Source organism: Caulobacter sp. UNC358MFTsu5.1 (assembly GCF_000712075.1).
Taxonomy (GTDB): Bacteria; Pseudomonadota; Alphaproteobacteria; order Caulobacterales; family Caulobacteraceae; genus Caulobacter.
Window position 1 is genome coordinate 122,892 of sequence record NZ_JONW01000012.1, and the last position, 15,342, is coordinate 138,233.

Annotated in this window: 18 protein-coding genes and 1 riboswitch; of the genes, 7 read left to right on the forward strand and 11 right to left on the reverse strand. The window is 68.1% G+C overall.

The genetic code is table 11. The features are described 5' to 3' along the window. Window positions 1-109: 109 nt before the first annotated feature. Together BR39_RS0123210 and BR39_RS0123215 are read left to right on the forward strand one after the other, a co-directional pair. On the forward strand, window positions 110-463 hold the full coding sequence (locus BR39_RS0123210; RefSeq protein ID WP_029916661.1) for a nuclear transport factor 2 family protein: 354 nt from the start codon (window positions 110-112) through the stop codon (window positions 461-463). Between the two features lie 453 nt (window positions 464-916). After that, the gene (locus BR39_RS0123215; RefSeq protein ID WP_029916664.1) at window positions 917-1,987 is read left to right on the forward strand and encodes a type I restriction enzyme HsdR N-terminal domain-containing protein; all 1,071 of its coding nucleotides are present in this window, start codon (window positions 917-919) and stop codon (window positions 1,985-1,987) included. A 72-nt stretch (window positions 1,988-2,059) separates the two neighbouring features. On the opposite strand, the gene BR39_RS0123220 is transcribed toward BR39_RS0123215, so the two are convergent. Then, window positions 2,060-2,413, reverse strand: coding sequence for a DUF1428 domain-containing protein (locus BR39_RS0123220; protein WP_029916666.1), 354 nt, complete (start codon window positions 2,411-2,413; stop codon window positions 2,060-2,062). Between the two features lie 241 nt (window positions 2,414-2,654). On the opposite strand from BR39_RS0123220, the gene BR39_RS0123225 reads away from it, so the two are divergent. Next, window positions 2,655-3,647, forward strand: coding sequence for a ceramidase domain-containing protein (locus tag BR39_RS0123225; protein ID WP_051696054.1), 993 nt, complete (start codon window positions 2,655-2,657; stop codon window positions 3,645-3,647). Window positions 3,648-3,651: 4 nt separating this feature from the next. On the opposite strand, the gene BR39_RS0123230 is transcribed toward BR39_RS0123225, so the two are convergent. From BR39_RS0123230 to BR39_RS0123240, 3 genes are all read right to left on the reverse strand, one after another. Beyond that, on the reverse strand, window positions 3,652-4,149 hold the full coding sequence (locus BR39_RS0123230) for a hypothetical protein (protein ID WP_156035876.1): 498 nt from the start codon (window positions 4,147-4,149) through the stop codon (window positions 3,652-3,654). A gap of 277 nt (window positions 4,150-4,426) precedes the next feature. Next, a complete protein-coding gene (thiC, locus tag BR39_RS0123235) occupies window positions 4,427-6,265 on the reverse strand; it encodes a phosphomethylpyrimidine synthase ThiC (RefSeq protein WP_029916672.1) in 1,839 nt (612 codons plus the stop codon). A gap of 73 nt (window positions 6,266-6,338) precedes the next feature. Beyond that, a riboswitch (TPP riboswitch) is annotated at window positions 6,339-6,444 on the reverse strand. Between the two features lie 26 nt (window positions 6,445-6,470). After that, window positions 6,471-6,992: a MarR family winged helix-turn-helix transcriptional regulator gene (locus BR39_RS0123240; RefSeq protein WP_035018955.1), complete on the reverse strand. Its 522-nt coding sequence runs from the start codon at window positions 6,990-6,992 to the stop codon at window positions 6,471-6,473. A 58-nt stretch (window positions 6,993-7,050) separates the two neighbouring features. Between BR39_RS0123240 and BR39_RS0123245 the strand changes: the two genes are divergently transcribed. Further along, complete coding sequence (locus BR39_RS0123245; protein WP_051696055.1) at window positions 7,051-8,472, forward strand: serine hydrolase; 1,422 nt, start codon at window positions 7,051-7,053, stop codon at window positions 8,470-8,472. A gap of 58 nt (window positions 8,473-8,530) precedes the next feature. After that, on the forward strand, window positions 8,531-9,322 hold the full coding sequence (locus BR39_RS0123250) for an alpha/beta fold hydrolase (RefSeq protein WP_051696057.1): 792 nt from the start codon (window positions 8,531-8,533) through the stop codon (window positions 9,320-9,322). 14 nt (window positions 9,323-9,336) lie between these two features. On the opposite strand, the gene BR39_RS0123255 is transcribed toward BR39_RS0123250, so the two are convergent. The 3 genes from BR39_RS0123255 to BR39_RS0123265 are packed head-to-tail and all read right to left on the reverse strand — an operon-like array spanning window position 9,337 to window position 11,218. Continuing rightward, window positions 9,337-10,185: a neutral zinc metallopeptidase gene (locus BR39_RS0123255; protein WP_029916681.1), complete on the reverse strand. Its 849-nt coding sequence runs from the start codon at window positions 10,183-10,185 to the stop codon at window positions 9,337-9,339. Window positions 10,186-10,219: 34 nt separating this feature from the next. Next, window positions 10,220-10,603: a hypothetical protein gene (locus tag BR39_RS0123260; RefSeq protein ID WP_029916684.1), complete on the reverse strand. Its 384-nt coding sequence runs from the start codon at window positions 10,601-10,603 to the stop codon at window positions 10,220-10,222. 54 nt (window positions 10,604-10,657) lie between these two features. Beyond that, window positions 10,658-11,218, reverse strand: a complete 561-nt coding sequence (locus tag BR39_RS0123265) for a tetratricopeptide repeat protein (RefSeq protein ID WP_029916686.1) — start codon at window positions 11,216-11,218, stop codon at window positions 10,658-10,660. A gap of 188 nt (window positions 11,219-11,406) precedes the next feature. On the opposite strand from BR39_RS0123265, the gene BR39_RS0123270 reads away from it, so the two are divergent. Further along, on the forward strand, window positions 11,407-12,408 hold the full coding sequence (locus BR39_RS0123270) for a D-cysteine desulfhydrase (protein ID WP_029916688.1): 1,002 nt from the start codon (window positions 11,407-11,409) through the stop codon (window positions 12,406-12,408). Beyond that, window positions 12,401-13,084 (forward strand): aspartate/glutamate racemase family protein, encoded by a 684-nt coding sequence (locus BR39_RS0123275; RefSeq protein ID WP_081916963.1) that lies wholly within the window; start codon window positions 12,401-12,403, stop codon window positions 13,082-13,084. The genes BR39_RS0123270 and BR39_RS0123275 overlap by 8 nt, the downstream gene beginning before the upstream one ends. Window positions 13,085-13,093: 9 nt before the next feature. Here BR39_RS0123275 and BR39_RS0123280 read toward each other — a convergent pair whose 3' ends face one another. The 4 genes from BR39_RS0123280 to BR39_RS0123295 all read right to left on the reverse strand — a co-directional run bounded on the left by BR39_RS0123280 (window position 13,094) and on the right by BR39_RS0123295 (window position 15,301). Beyond that, a complete protein-coding gene (locus BR39_RS0123280) occupies window positions 13,094-13,867 on the reverse strand; it encodes a DUF4019 domain-containing protein (protein ID WP_029916698.1) in 774 nt (257 codons plus the stop codon). 83 nt (window positions 13,868-13,950) lie between these two features. After that, window positions 13,951-14,412 (reverse strand): hypothetical protein, encoded by a 462-nt coding sequence (locus BR39_RS0123285; RefSeq protein ID WP_029916700.1) that lies wholly within the window; start codon window positions 14,410-14,412, stop codon window positions 13,951-13,953. Window positions 14,413-14,421: 9 nt separating this feature from the next. After that, window positions 14,422-15,039, reverse strand: coding sequence for a DJ-1/PfpI family protein (locus BR39_RS0123290; RefSeq protein ID WP_029916702.1), 618 nt, complete (start codon window positions 15,037-15,039; stop codon window positions 14,422-14,424). A 61-nt stretch (window positions 15,040-15,100) separates the two neighbouring features. Then, on the reverse strand, window positions 15,101-15,301 hold the full coding sequence (locus BR39_RS0123295; protein WP_029916704.1) for a hypothetical protein: 201 nt from the start codon (window positions 15,299-15,301) through the stop codon (window positions 15,101-15,103). Between the last annotated feature and the right edge of the window lie 41 nt (window positions 15,302-15,342).

Sequence of the window (15,342 nt, forward strand, 5' to 3'; positions counted from 1 at the left end):
CGCCGGCTGTCTGCTGACACCCCCTGTCATCAACCGACGCCGCCGCGATTGCGCGGGCCGCCGCGCGGGTCGATGGTCCCGCCGCAAGCCCTCACCCCGGAGCACCATCATGACCGTTCAAGAGATCGCCGACGACCTCGTCGCCCTGTGCAAGGAAGGCAAGTTCGACGAGTCCGGCGAGAAGTACTGGGCCGACGACGTGGTCAGTATCGAGGCCATGCCCGGCGACATGGCCCGCATCGCCGGCAAGGCCGCCGTGCGCGGCAAGGGCGAATGGTGGGCCGCCAACAACGAGGTCCACGCCTTCGAGGTCACCGGCCCCTTCGTCAACGGCGACCAGTTCGTCGTCGGCTTCAAGATGGAGGTGACGCCCAAGGCCACGGGCGAGCGCACGACCCTGGACGAGGTCGGCCTCTACACCATCCGCGACGGCAAGATCGCCGAGGAGCGGTTCTTCTATTGAAACGAAGCTGCCTAGCCTCGAGCGGTTTGGGCCTTCTTCGGAACGGCCCCGCTCGAGGGAGTCGGCGTGGGGGCGATAAAGCGCCCGAATGCTCCTCGCGCGTGCCGTGCGCGGCGACACAAGTGGCAGCGCGCACGGCATTTGCGATGTTCTCCCGGTCCAGCTTACTGCTCATGACAGGCTCTTGTCGATGAGACTGGCTTCCCGTGCGAATTTGTAGACCTCCCAGCGATCCTGCAACGACTGTAGCTGTCCAAATTCGCCAGACCACGCTCGAAGCGCGTCGAAGGTCGGCCTCGACTACCTCATGCCCGCCCAGACTGACTCGATGAGCGACACGAGCAACACCACCTCGCGGTTGGTGAAGCCAAAGACGCTCGCGCAAAAGGTTGCGAACCCGAACCTCCTGGGTCTTAAGTAGCTTAGCTATAAAATTGGGGGGAGATCCGTTCCATGGATTTGGCCACACGCATCCTCGAACTCCAAAAGCGCGCACTCGATCATCGGGAAGTGCTGCTAACAGAGGAAGCCGCAAAGACGGCGCTCGTTATGCCGTTCTTGCAATCGCTAGGCTATGACGTCTTCAATCCGAGCGAAGTCGTGCCAGAATTTACCGCGGACGTTGGCACCAAGAAGGGTGAGAAGGTCGATTACGCCGTTTGCAACGAGGGAAAGGTCTCAATTCTTGTCGAATGCAAACCGTCCACCGTCGAACTCAACATCAATCACGCAGGTCAGCTATTTCGCTATTTCAGCGTTACCGACGCTCGACTCGCCGTTCTCACTAATGGTGTTGTCTATCAGTTCTATTCAGATGTAGAGCGCCCCAACAAGATGGATGACAAGCCGTTCTTCACGTTCAGCCTGGACGGCGTGAAAACTGCGGACGTCAAAACGCTGGAAAAGTTCGCGAAAGCATCCTTCGATATTGAAAAAATCGTCCAGGAAGCCGGAAATCTAAAGCTACAATCCCTTCTCAGAAAAGAGATAGAGAAGGAATTCGCCGAGCCATCCGAGGAGTTCACCAAGCTTCTCGCCGGTCGAGTTCACGAAGGTCGCCTGACGCCAGCGATCAAGGATAGCTTCGGGAAAATGATAGCTTCATCGATCTCGACCGTCATTCGGGAGCTCGTCAACGAACGGTTGTCCTCAGCACTGAACGCTTCCAACCCTTCGATCTTGGAGAATGACAACCCGGAAGAAGAGCCTAACGAGGATGGCGTCATTACGACCGCGGAAGAAATATCCGGCTTCCACATCATTCAGGCGATTGCTTCTAAATTTGTTGACCCCAAACGCATCATCATCCGAGACGCGAAGTCTTATTGCGCGATACTTTTGGATGACAACAACCGAAAGACCATCGCCCGGATGCACTTCAATGGCATTACCACAAAATATCTAGGTACTTTTGTTGGCAAGGAGGAGCATCGCCACCTTCTTCCGGAGCTGACCCACATCTACCAACTTAGCGATCACATTGAGGCGCGCCTCAAGGAGCTCGACGGCGGGGGCGGCGGCTGACAGGGGCAGAACGGCCTCTGCGAACGGTGTGAAGCTGCTTGCAGAGGCCGCGCCAGCCCTACGAGGGCTTCCCTACCGCTCCAGGAACGGCACGAAGCCGCCGAAGATCATGCGCTTGCCGTCGAAGGGCATGTCCTTGGGGTCCTGCTTGAGGCGCGGGTCGGCCATGACCTTGGCCATAATCTCGTCGCGCGAGGCCTTGTCCTTGTAGGTGATCCACGAGAACACCACGATCTCGTCTTCCTTGGCCTGGACGGCGCGCGGGAACGAGGTCACTTCGCCGTAGGGCGTGTCGTCGCCCAGGCACTCGACGTACGACACCGCGCCGTACTCCATCCAGACCTCGCCGCCCAGCCGGGCCATCGCCTTGTAGTCCTCGACCTTGTCCTTGGGGACCGCGATCACGAAACCGTCGACATAGGACATGACGTCCTCCCTGGGGTTGTTGCCGTCCAAAGGACGGGCGACGGCGCGGCGTTCCGACATGGCGTCGGAAAAAATGGTCGCCGCCCGCGCCTTCGCCCTGGGTCGGCCCAGGACCGACCCTCGGTCGGATCGCCGACCAACGCCATTGCACTTAAGCGCGACCGTGTCATTCTCCTCAACCGGACGGAGCGTCGCCTTGCAACGAGCGCTCCACGGTCGCGAACGCCGGGAGGGCAGGTTCATGGCGCCGATCAGAGGGTTCTTCGTGTGGGGCGGCGGCGCGCTGCTGATCCTGATCCCGTTCTACCTGTTCGCGCTGCTGGGCTGGCCGGCCCATCCCGACTCCTGCACCAACATCAACGCCGCGGGCGTCCAGGTGCCCCCGGTGGTCGACGGCAGGCCCGACTGGGCGCACGCCGACAGCTGCTACTGCGAGGCCTTCCGGATCGAGGACGTCTACAACGGCGCGCCCGGCATCCGGCAGAAGGTCAACACCTACAGCAACTACTACGCGCTGTTCACGTCGCTGGCCGTGGTGTTCCTGATCCGCCGCGACCGCAAGAAGGTGATCGACGGCGAGTCCACCGTCAGGAACGTCTTCTACAATTCCGGCAGCTGGGTCCCGGAGGTCTGGGTCTTCGCCGTGCTGTTCCTGGGCCTGGGCAGCATGTGGTTCCACGCCTCGCTGTCCAGCACGGTCAGTTGGTTCGACGGCATGTCGATGTACGTCTTCGCCTCGTTCCTGCCCGTCATCACGGTCCGACGACGCTTCGACATCGGGGTGTTCTTCTACTGCGCCTACGCGGTGCTGGTGATCGTCTTCACCATGCTGAACCGGATCCTGGACGACGTGCCCCTGATCTCGATGAAGCTGATCGGCTCGCTGGTCGGGCTGTACTTCCTGACCGAACTGGCGCTGCAGATCTACGACATGATCCGCCTGGGCGGCCCCTCGGCCTGGTGGGACCAGGTCAAGACCGACTGGCGGGACGGCTGGTCCAAGCGCGCGACCATCTTCTGGTGGGTCGGCGCCGGCTGCTTCGGCCTGGCCACCATGTTCCAGATCCTGTCCCAGACCGGCGGGCCGCTGTGCAGCGCCACCAGCGGGTTCCAGCCGCACGGCCTGCTGTGGCACACCCTGTCGGGCGCCATGGCCGTGCTGCTGTACTTCTACTGGCGCGAACAGCCGGACGAGGCCATGCGCGCCCGGTTCGCCTCGGCCAGTTCGAGCTGACCCGTCAGGGCTGGACCGAGTAGCCGGCGGAGGCCGGCACCCACATCAGGGTGTCGCCCATGTCCGGCCGCGCCACGCCGTTCAGCTTGACCTCGGCGATCCACCAGTCGCCGCTGCGGCGATAGGTGGTGCAGACCTCCTGGCCCAGCACGTCGGCCATGGACTGCTGGATCTGGGCGCGGATCGGGACGGCGTCCGCCTCCGGGATGCGGCGGCCGCGGAAGGCGATCTGGGCCTTGTCGATCCCCGAGATCGGTCCGCAGACCGCCCCGTCCTTCACCGTCACCGGCGTGACCGTGGTCATGGTCACCGGCGGCGCGTCCTGCAGCAGCACCTCGGCCCTGTTGAGGATCTTGCCGTCGGCCGCGAAGGCGTAGCCGGCCATGGACCGGCAGGTCTTGCGGACCGGATCGGGCCGATAGCACTGCAGGTCGCCGATGCGGGCGGGCGCCAGCGGATCGGCCATGGCGGCCGGCGCGGCGGCCTGTACCCCAGCCGCCAATATCAACCCCAGCATCCCCTGCGTCTCCGTAAAGCGCGATGCATCGACCGCAGGACGCGAACCGAGGATCGGTGCATCACAAAGGCCCGGCTCTTTCAAACCGGGCCTCGGGTCGAGTCAGCCTGTGGTCCACGAATTACACCCTATTATTGGACCATATACGTCGACCACGCTTATGGGCCAGGCGCTTTCAAAGAGGTTTGCATTGGGCATCCCCTTTCACCGCCTTTGTGGGCGGCGATGAAATAACGTTTCTCGCCGCCCTGAGCTGCAATGCCTACTCCGTCTTCAGATAGATCTCCGAGCCCTGTTCCTTGAACTTCTCGCTCATCTCCGCCATGCCGATTTCGGCGCTGTTGGGCGCCTTGCCGGCCGCGAAGTCGCGGACCTCCTGGCTGATTTTCATCGAGCAGAACTTGGGCCCGCACATCGAGCAGAAGTGCGCGGTCTTGTGCGCCTCCTTGGGCAGGGTCTCGTCGTGGAACTTGCGGGCCGTTTCCGGATCGAGGCCCAGGTTGAACTGGTCCTCCCAGCGGAACTCGAACCGCGCCCGGCTGATGGCGTCGTCCCACATCGCCGCGCCGGGGTGGCCCTTGGCGAGGTCGGCGGCGTGGGCGGCCAGCTTGTAGGTGATGACGCCGGTCTTGACGTCGTCGCGGTCCGGCAGGCCCAGGTGCTCCTTGGGCGTGACGTAGCAGAGCATGGCTGTGCCGAACCAGCCGATCATCGCCGCGCCGATCGCGCTGGTGATGTGGTCGTAGCCAGGGGCGATGTCGGTGGTCAACGGGCCGAGAGTGTAGAACGGGGCCTCGTGGCAGTGCTTCAGCTGCTCGTCCATGTTGGCCTTGATCTTGTGCATGGCCACGTGGCCCGGCCCTTCGATCATCACCTGCACGCCGTGGTTCCAGGCCACCTTGGTCAGCTCGCCCAGGGTGCGCAGCTCGCTGAACTGGGCCTCGTCGTTGGCGTCGGCGGTCGAGCCGGGACGCAAGCCGTCGCCCAGCGAGAACGACACGTCGTAGGCGCGCATGATCTCGCAGATGTCCTCGAACCGCTCGTAGAGGAAGTTCTCCTTGTGGTGCGCCAGGCACCACTTGGCCATGATCGAGCCGCCGCGCGAGACGATGCCCGTCACCCGTTTTGCAGTCATCGGGACAAAGGGGAGTCTCACGCCCGCGTGGATCGTGAAGTAGTCGACGCCCTGCTCGCACTGCTCGATCAGGGTGTCGCGGAAGACCTCCCAGTTCAGGTCCTCGGCCACGCCGTTGACCTTCTCCAGCGCCTGGTAGATCGGCACCGTGCCGATCGGGACGCTCGAGTTACGGATGATCCAGTCGCGGATGTTGTGGATGTTGCGGCCGGTCGACAGGTCCATGACCGTGTCGGCGCCCCAGCGCGTGGCCCAGACCAGCTTGTCGACCTCGTCGGCCACGGTGCCCAGCACGGCCGAGTTGCCGATGTTGGCGTTGATCTTGACCAGGAAGTTGCGGCCGATCGCCATCGGCTCCAGCTCGCCGTGGTTGATGTTGGCCGGGATGATGGCCCGGCCGCGCGCGATTTCCTGGCGCACGAACTCGGGGGTCACGAAGTCGGGGATCGAGGCGCCGAAGTCCTCGCCGTCGCGCACGCACGGGCGGGTCTGCTCACGGCGCAGGTTCTCGCGGATGGCGACGTATTCCATCTCGGCCGTGATGATCCCGGCCCGGGCGTATTCCAGCTGGGTGACCAGCTTGCCGGGCTTGGAGCGGTAGATCTTGCGCGAGGTGTCCGGGAACTCCGGCGCCAGGTGCTTGCCGGCCGCGAAGCCGTTGTCCTCGGGCTTCACCTGGCGGGGATCGGTCACCAGCTCGACGTCGCCGCGCGCCACGACCCAGGCCTCGCGCGAGCGCGGCAGGCCCTTCTCGATGTCGATGGCGACCGACGGATCGCTGTAGGGACCGGACGGGTCGTAGATCGTCACCGGCGGCTCGTTGGCCGACGGGTGGACGGCCACCTCGCGGAACGGCACGCGGATGTCGGGGAACAGTTCGCCGGCCTGATAGACCTTGCGCGAGCCGGGGATCGGCCCCGTCGACAGGGTCTCGGCCACGGCCTTGATGGTGGACTGGATGTTCATTTCGGGCGCTCCTTCAGCTTCAAGGAGACCCGGACGTGTCGCGCTTAAGTCGGTTTACGGACGGGGTTCGAGCGTTCCGACCGCGTTCCCTCCCTTCGCCGGCATGACCCGGATCAGGTTCGACGGGTCAGGGCCAGGCCCAATCTCAGCCGCGCGAAGCGGCCCCCCGGTGAACGGGGCGACCCTAGACCGACTGACGCGCGGGTCAAGGGCGGGCGCTATCGAGAATGCGCCGCGACCGCTCCAGGATCGACGACCGGTCCAGCGCCGCCTCCAGCCGGTCCAGCGCCGCCAGGACGTCGCGCGCCTCGGCGTCCAGTTCGACGGCCGCCGCCGAGAGCGCGTCCCAGGCCGGGGCCAGCCGCCGGGCCAGGGCCTCGCCGTCGTCGGTCAGGCGCAGGACCCGGCTGCGGCCGTCGCGCGGGTCGCGGTCCTCGGCCACCAGCCCCTCGGCGACCAGGGCCTGGCGCACCTGGCTGACCGCCACGTGGGTGACCCCCAGCGCGGCCGCCAGGTCGCCGACCGAACGCGGGCCGTGCAGGACCAGCTGGTTCAGCACCCCGAACCAGCGCTGCTCGAACCGCACGTCGAGCGCGGCGTACAGCCGGCCGGCGTCGCGGTCGATCCGCTCGGACAGCCGCCGCAGCCGCGCGCCCAGGGCGGCGGCGCCGGAGGCGCGGGGGTAGTCGCCAGAGTTGCTGTCGGAGGACGTGTCTTCGGAGGCCATTGACAGAATCCGTAAGCGCTTACATTTCTCTCGTCACCTCTACAGGAGACGCCGGCGGATGAACAGACGCGACTTCATGGCGGGCGCGGCCCTCCTCGGCCTCGGCCTGCCCGCCGGCGCCTGCCGGTGCGCCGATCCCGCGTCGGACCTGGCCGGCGACGAGCCCGCCAAGGTCTGGTTCCGGCAATGGCTGGCGGTGTTCAACGGCGACGATCCGGCCGCCTATCGCGCCTTCATCCAGGCCCGGCTGCCCGACGCCCTGCCCTATGTCGACGAGGACCTGGCCACGCGCGAGGCGTCCGGCGGCTTCACCGTGCTGCGCGCTGAGGCGACCGGGCCCGGCGAGCTGACCGTCTGGGTCCAGGACCGCGCCTGGGACCGGTTCTCCAAGGTGGTGGTGACCGCCGGACCGGAAGGCGGCCTGGCCGACATCGCGTTCTCGGGCGCCACGCCCCCGGACGGTTTCCGGATCGCCCGGCTCGGCGAGGCCCAGGCCGTCGCCGCCCTGGCCGGCAAGCTTAGCGCCGAGGCCGCCGCCGACCGCTTCTCCGGCGCCGTGCTGGCCGCGCGGGCGGACCGCGTGATCCTACGCGAGGCCTACGGGCTGGCCGACCGCGCCCGACGAGGCAAGGTCGAGACCGGCACGCGGTTCTGCATCGGCTCGATGGGCAAGATGTTCACCGCCGTCGCGATCCTGCAGCAGGTCCAGGCCGGGCGGATGGCGCTGGACACGCCGGTGGCCGCCCTGCTGTCCGACTATCCGAACGCGGCCCTGGCCAAGCGCCTGACCGTCGAGCACCTGCTGACCCACACCGGCGGCACAGGCGACATCTTCGGCCCGTTCCACGACGCCCATCAGGCCGAGTTGGGCACGGTATCGGACTATGTGCGGCTGTACGGCCCGCGCGAGCCGCTGTTCGAGCCCGGCGCCCGGTTCGCCTACAGCAACTACGGCTTCGTCCTGCTGGGCGCGATCCTCGAACGGGTCTCCGGCCGGCCCTACGAAGCCTATTTCGACGACCACGTCTTCGGACCGGCCGGCATGAGCGCGACCGGCCAGCGGCCGCGCGAGGGCGACGCCCTGCCCTATGCCGGAAGCGCCCTGGCGGGCCTGAAGCCGCTGACGCCCTATGTCGGCCTGCCCGCCGGCGGCGGCTATTCGACGGTGGACGACCTCCACGCCTTCGCGACCGCCCTGCGGGAACACCGCCTGCTGGACGCCGCCCATACGACGCTGGCGACCACGCCGAGGGTCGCAGCCGGCGGGGCGTCGAAGTGGGGGCTGGGCTTCCGGATCCAGAGCCGCAACGGCGCGACCTGCTACGGCCACGGCGGCGGCGCGCCGGGGGTCAACGGCGACCTGGCGATCTATCCGGGCTCCGGCTACGTCACCGCCGTGCTGAGCAACCGCGGTCACCCCACGGCGGTGAACCCGGCCGAGTATCTGGGCAATCGCCTGCCCGCCGCGCCGCCGGCGTAACCTTCCCTCCCGCCCGCGCGAATGGCATCCTGTGACCCGGAGCCCGGAGGATGTCGGCATGGCGCGATCGAAGCTCGAGCAAGGCCCCGTTTCCAACCGTCGCGCCGTGCTCGGCGCGGTCCTGGGCGCGACGGCCCTGGCGATCGCCCCGCGCGCGCTCGCCCGAGCGCCCGTCCGCAACGTGGTGCTGGTGCACGGCGCCTGGGCGGATGGTTCGTGCTGGAGCGACGTCGTCGTGCGGCTGCAGGCGGCCGGGTACAACGTCACGGTCGTCCAGAACCCGCTGACCTCGCTGGCCGACGACGTCGCCGCCACCCGCCGCGCCCTGGCCCTGCAGGACGGCCCGACCGTGCTGGTCGGCCATTCCTGGGGCGGGGTGGTGATCAGCGAGGCCGGCGACGATCCGAAGGTCACGGCCCTGGTCTATGTGGCCGCCCGCGCGCCCGACGCCGGCGAGGACTTCGCCGCCCTGGTCGCGCGCTATCCGACCATGCCGGCCCGCGCCGGGGTGGTGACGACCGACGGCTATTCGCGGCTGACGGAGGACGCCTTCCTCAAGCACTTCGCCGGCGACGTCCCGACCGCCCGGGCGCGGGTGCTGTACGCCGCCCAGCAGCCGATCGCCGCGGACCTGTTCGCCGCCAGGACCACGGTCGCGGCCTGGCGCGGCAAGCCCAGCTACTACGCCGTCTCGGCCCACGACGAGACCACCTCGCCGGACCTTGAGCGCTTCCTGGCCCAGCGGATGAAGGCGACGACCATCGAGCTGCCGTCCAGCCACGTCTCGATGATCTCGCACCCTCAGGCGATCACCGACCTGATCGAACGCGCCGCCCAATCAAGCGATTAGAGATGGGCGGGCGGCTAGAGCGTCCGCGCCCCGAACGTGTCGCACGCGCCGGGGTCGCCCGCGTCGTAGCCCTTGCCGAACCACCGCATCCGCTGGGCGCTGGTGCCGTGGGTGAAGCTGTCGGGCATGACGCGGCCCTGGGCCTGCTCCTGGATGGCGTCGTCGCCGACCGCCGAGGCCGCGCCCAGGCCGTCCTCGATGTCGGCCCTGGTGATCTGGATGCCGCCGTTCGAGGCCTCGGGCGCGTGCCGGGCCCAGACGCCGGCGTAGCAGTCGGCCTGCAGCTCCAGCCGCACCGAGCCGCTTTCGGCCCCACGCGCGCCCAGCCGCCGGGCCTCGTCGGCCGCGCCGGTCAGGCTCTGGATGTGGTGGCCGATCTCGTGACTGATCACATAGGCCCGGGCGAACTCGCCCTTGGCGCCGAACCGGGTCTCCAGTTCGTTCCAGAAGCTGAGGTCCAGATAGACCTTGTTGTCGGCCGGGCAATAGAACGGCCCCATGGCCGATTGCCCCGTGCCGCAGCCGGTGCCCGTGGCCTGGTCGTACAGCACCACCGCCCGGGGCGGACGGTAGCTGACGCCGTGCTTGGCCAGCAACGGACCCCAGACGTCGGTGTTGGAGGTCTCGATCACGTCGACGAACTGGCCGTCGCGGTCGCTGACCTGGCCGCGCACGCCCTCCTGGGCGGCGGGCCGCTGGGCGCCGTTGACGACGCTCATCGTGGTGTCGGGACTGATCCCGAAGACGAAATAGCCGATCGCGGCCAGCACCACCGCCCCGATGCCGCCGCCGGCCAGGCCCACCGGGCCCAGGCCGCGACGGTCCTCGATATTGCCCTCGCGGCGTCCGCCACCCCACTCCATGCGTTCGATCTCCTGGTCTTGTCCGGAAGGGGCGTCAGGACGCCGGCTTGATGCTGCGCAGGCGGGCGTTGCTGGCGGCCAGGGCCTGGTCGGTCAGTCGCTCCATCCGCTCGATGTCGGACGCCATGTCCCCGGCGCTGGGACCGCGCGGGGCCGGCGGCAGGGTCGAGCGCAGCGTCGGCTCGGTGGGCGGATGCGCCGCCTCGTCCAGCGACCGCAGGGTCAGTTGGGCGTTGTAGCGGCTCTGGGCCGCCGACAGCTCGCGCTGGGCGGCCAGGGCGTTCTGGCGGTTGACGTCCTGCTGCAGATAGAAGGCGTTGCGCTCGCGCTGGGCGCGCGGGTCGATCTGGGCGGAGGCCGAGGCGGCGAAGGCCAGGGCCAGCCCTGTCGCCGCGATCATCGTCCGAACCTTGCTCATGCCGTCAGGGCTCCGTTTTCCAGCCCTTCAACCTACGCCGCCAATGCGTCGGGTTCAGGGCCGCTTGACGGTGAAACGCGTGAGCTCTTGTTTGGGGGCCTGCCAATCGGGATCGAGCTCGGCCGCCTTGGTGAAGTCCAGATAAGCCGCCTTCACGTCGCCGAGGTTCTCGTGGGCGATCGCGCGGTTGAAATAGGCCTTCTGGGGATCCTTGACGCCCAGGGCCAGGCCCTGGTCGATCTGGGCCAGGCCCTCGCCGTAGCGGCTGGACCCGACATAGGCCGCCCCGCGATTGACATAGGCCTCGCCCAGGCCCGGATCGATCTTCGAGGCGGCGTCGAAATCGCCGATCGCCCCGTCGAAATCGCGTTGCCGCAGGTGCAGGACGCCGCGATTGACATAGGTGCGGGCCTGGTCGCGGAAGTTCAGGATCTCGGTCTCCAGGGCCAGGGTGCAGGTGGTGATCGAGGCGTTGTCGGAGCGCCCGTCCAGGGCCGCGTCGGCGCACTCCTTGGCCGCCCCGCCGCCGATGATCAGCGTCGAGGCGCCCGCCGGCGCCGCGCACAGCAGCAGCCCCGCCGCCGCCGCGCATAGGATGATCCTGATCGAAGCCATGCGCCTCTCCCCAGCGCGGCCAGCCACGCGACTTTTGGGGGCGCGGCTCTTGGCGGCGCGGCGCGGCTGGAGGCAGTCGCGCGGAGAACGCGCCGGGTCGTGCTTTTCTGACCGTCAGCATAGCACGACCGCGCCCGAGCCTGTAGGGAATCGGCGAACGTCCGCCCTCCAGTATCGAAAGACGCCCGATGCATCTGGCCCGCTTCCCCCGCGCCCGTTTCGCCCACCTGCCGACGCCGCTCGAGCCCCTGCCCCGCCTGGGCGCCGAGCTCGGGATCGACCTGTGGGTCAAGCGCGACGACTGCACCGGCCTGGCCGGCGGCGGCAACAAGACCCGCAAGCTGGAGTTCCTGCTGGGCGAGGCCCTCGCCCAAGGCGCCGATACCCTGGTCACCCAGGGCGCGGTCCAGTCCAACCACGTGCGCCAGACCATCGCGGCCGGCGCGCGCTTCGGCCTGAAGAGCGAGATCATCCTGGAGGAGCGCACGGGCTCCAAGGCCAGCGACTATGTCGGCAACGGCAACGTGCTGCTGGACCGGCTGATGGGCGCTTCGATCCGCTTCGTGCCCGGCGGGACCGACATGGTCGCCGAGCTGGAGAGCAGCGCCGATGCGGTGCGTCAGCGGGGCGGCAAGCCGTATGTCATCCCCGGCGGCGGCTCCAACACGGTCGGGGCCCTGGGCTATGTCGACTGCGCCCGCGAGCTGGTGGTCCAGGCCGACGCCCTGGACCTGAAGATCGACCGCCTGGTCACCGCCACCGGCAGCGCCGGCACCCATGCGGGCCTGGTCGCCGGCTTCGCCGCGCTCAGCGTCGACATCCCGATCCTCGGCTTCGGCGTCCGCGCGCCCAAGGCCAAGCAGGAGGAGAACGTCTTCAACCTGGCGGTCGCCACGGCCGAGACCATCGGCGCCGCCGGCCGGGTGAAGCGCGAGGCCGTCGTGGCCGACTGCGACTATGTCGGCGCGGGCTACGGCCTGGTCGATCAGGGCGTGATCGACGCCCTGACCCTGGCCGCGCGCACCGAGGGCCTGCTGCTGGACCCGGTCTATTCGGGCAAGGCGATGAAGGGCCTGATCGACCAGGCCCGCAAGGGCGCCTTCAAGGGCCAGCGCGTGGTGTTCCTGCACACCGGCGGCGCCCAGGGCCTGTTCGGCTATCAGAGCGAACTGGAGGCCGCCCTTGTCTAAGACCCCCCATTCGAAAGTTTTGGGCGTCCTGGGCGGCATGGGCCCCGCCGCCACCCTGGATTTCCTGGCCAAGCTGCAGGCGGCCACGCCGGTCAGCCGCGAGCAGGACCACCTGCGGGTGCTGGTCGACATCAACCCCAAGGTCCCCGACCGCAACAACAGCTATGACGCGGCCGGTCCCGTCCTGGCCGAGATGGCCGTGGGCCTGCGCGAGGCCGGCGCCCAGGTGCTGGCCATCGCCTGCAACACCGCCCACGCCTATGCCGACCAGGTGAAGGCCAGCGGCCTGCCCCTGGTCGACCTGATCGAGACGGCCGGTCTGGCGGCGAAGAAGGACGGCGCCGAGCGCGTCGGCGTGCTGGGCACCGGCGGGGCCCTGGCCCTCTATCGCCGGACCTTCTCGCACCTGGGGATCGAGGCGGTCACCCTGGACGACCACGAGCAGGTCGAGTTCATGGCCCTGCTCTACCGCATCAAGCACGGCGACCTGGGGCCGGACAGCCGCGAGACCATGGCCGCCCTCGCCCACCGGCTGGTCGGCAAGGGCGCCCAGGTGGTCGTGGCCGGCTGCACCGAGGTGCCGCTGGTGATGGGCGGCGCCGACCTGACCGTGCCGTTCATCGACGCCACCGAGGCCCTGGCCAAGCGGTGCGTGGAGGTCTGCCTGGCGTCTTGAGGGCCGGTCCTACAGGCCGATGCAGTCGACCAGCTGGGGCGAGCTTTCGTGCTTGGCCACGCGCCAGCTGTTGTCGGGCATCGCCCTGAGCGCGACGACCTCCTCGCGGCACTTGGCTTCCTTGGCGAACTTGGTCTGGTAGGTGACGATCGCATAGCCGCCCTTGGCCTTGCCCGGCGGGTCGATCTCGCGCTTGGCTCCGGTCTGGCGGCGATCCTCCGCCACGCCGAGCGGCGCGTGCCCGGCCTTGTACGAGGCCTCGAACGTGGCCCACGGGATGCCGATCGATTTGTCGATCTGCTCGTAGGCTTCCAGATACTTTTCGTTGTCGACCAGCTCGACGTATTTGCGGGCCACGAAGTCCGGATCCTCGGTCGGCCAGACGATCGGCTGGGAGGCCGTTGGCGGGGCCGCCTGGCCAGACGCCTGGCCAGACGCCTGGGACGGCGCCTCGGCGGCTTTCTCGGTTGCGGCCGGCTTCTCGGGCGCTGGGCTGGGCGTGGGAAAGGCCATCAGCACCAGCACGAACACGCCGATCGCGCCGCCGGCCTGGACGAAGCTCTTGTACTTGACGTCGATGAACCCGGGCAGGATCGCCGCGACGCCGCCGGCGGCGAGGGCCAGGATCACGCGATAGGTCCAGATCGCGGTCGAGCTGGGATTTTTCACGATCGTCGCGAACGCCAGGATCGTGATGATGAAGATCGCGCCGAACACGAAGGCGATCAGGGCTTTGACGTCAATTTCGCCGGTTATGAAGGAACGCTTCGGCGGATCTTCCATGAACCCCTACCCCCGCGAAATCTAGCGACTCCCTCATAACGCGACGCTGGGGGAATTGCACGTCGCGAGGCCGCGCGGACGCCCTAGTGGCGGTGGAACGGCCAGGCGGCCAACAGCACCAGCAGCGGCGCGGCGACCAGGGCCGCCTTTCCGCCGACGGCCAACAGCTGGCGATTGGCGTGCCGGATGGTCAGCCCGGCCACTCGATCCGACCCCTTTTCCGACACCCGTCGCAGCGGCGGGATGAAATAGACGATCGTGTTCACGACCACCCCCGCCAGGCAGAGGAACGGAAAGACGGCCACCAGGAGGACGATCAGCGGCAGCGCCTGGACCGGCCCGGCCATCACCTGGGCCAAACGGCCGGCGTCCTCGCGATGGAACACGACGTGCAGGCCCCAGACCAGGTGCCGGCAGAACCAGACGTACGAGACCAGGCACAGGCCGAGGACCAGCAGGACCTCGATGGGCTTCCACCACGACCTCTGGGCGTCCCGCCGCTCACGCCAGCCGGGACGCAGCTTGTCCATCAACGGATCGATCATCGCCGCGCCCTATTCCGCCGCCAGCTCATCGACCACGAAGGGCTGGACGACACCCATCGTCCGTTCGACCCAGGCGTCCTTCTCGCCCACCGGAGCGACATAGTGGATCGCGTCGCGAGCCGCCGCGCGGCCGGCGGCGCGCAGGATCATCCAGGCGGCCAGGTACTGCGAGGCCAGGCACCCGCCGGCCGTGGCGACATTGCCCCGGGCGAAGAACGGGGCGTCGATGACGTCGACGCCGGCCTCGACCACCCAGGGCTTGCTCGTCAGGTCGGTGCAGGCGGGGACGCCGTCGATCAGGCCCAGGCGGGCCAGCAGCAGCGTGCCCGAGCACTGGGCGGCGATCAGCTGGCGCGCCGGGTCCAGGCCGATCTGGGACAGCAGCCCGGCGTCGGCGGCGACTTCACGCGTCTTCACGCCGCTGCCGATGATCACCGCGTCGGCCTCGGCGGCGAAGGCCAGCGGCTTCTGGCGACGCACGACGACGCCGTTCATCGAGGTCACCTCGTCGGTCGGCGCGGTGATGTGCGCCTTCCAGCCGTGGGGCTTCATGCGGTTGAGGATCGCGGCGGCGATGAACGAGTCCAACTCGTTGAAACCGTCGAACGTCAGAACCGCGATCTGCACGAGCTTCCGCTCCCAAGGACTTCGAACCTGTCCCGGGTCTTAGGCCATGGCGGCGCGGAGGTCACTCCGCCGTGACGCCGGCGAAGGTGCGGGCTTCGGGCTTGATGGTGACCTGGGTGCGGATGCCTTCCTCGAACAGCGCGCTGGCGTAGTCGAGGGCGGCCTTGTAGGCGGCTTCCTGGCTGGAATGGCGCGACAGGGTCTGCCCCTTGCGTTCGACACACCAATCGAACGGTTTGGTGACCACCAGGATCAAGTCCACGATCCGCTCCCGATCAGGCGACTCGCGTCGCGCGTGATCCC